Genomic DNA, 275 nt, shown 5'->3' with positions numbered 1-275 from the left:
ACGATTCTCGCTAAGTGTACCTCGTTAGTGTGGGGCGAGACCCGCATCAATATCGTCGACACGCCCGGCCACGCCGATTTCGGCGGCGAAGTGGAGCGTATCCTTCACATGGTGGACGGCGCCGTGGTCCTGGTCGATGCCGCCGAAGGGCCGCTGCCGCAGACCAAGTTCGTTCTGGCCAAGGCACTGGCCCAGGGCCTGCGCCCGATCGTGGCGATCAACAAGGTCGATCGCCCGGACGCCCGGTCGGACGAGGTGCTGAACGAGATCTTCGA

1 protein-coding gene is annotated in these 275 nt (G+C 64.4%); it reads left to right on the top strand.

The features are described 5' to 3' along the window. Positions 1-275 (top strand): GTP-binding protein (locus tag R0J87_RS20130; protein ID WP_498888466.1); only part of this gene is annotated, 275 nt, incomplete at both ends.

The sequence above is a fragment of the Halomonas sp. SIMBA_159 genome (assembly GCF_046536035.1).
In the GTDB taxonomy this organism is placed as follows: domain Bacteria; phylum Pseudomonadota; class Gammaproteobacteria; order Pseudomonadales; family Halomonadaceae; genus Vreelandella; species Vreelandella venusta_A.
The sequence above is the reverse complement of the archived record's forward strand: the minus strand, read 5'-3'. Positions and strand labels throughout refer to the sequence as shown.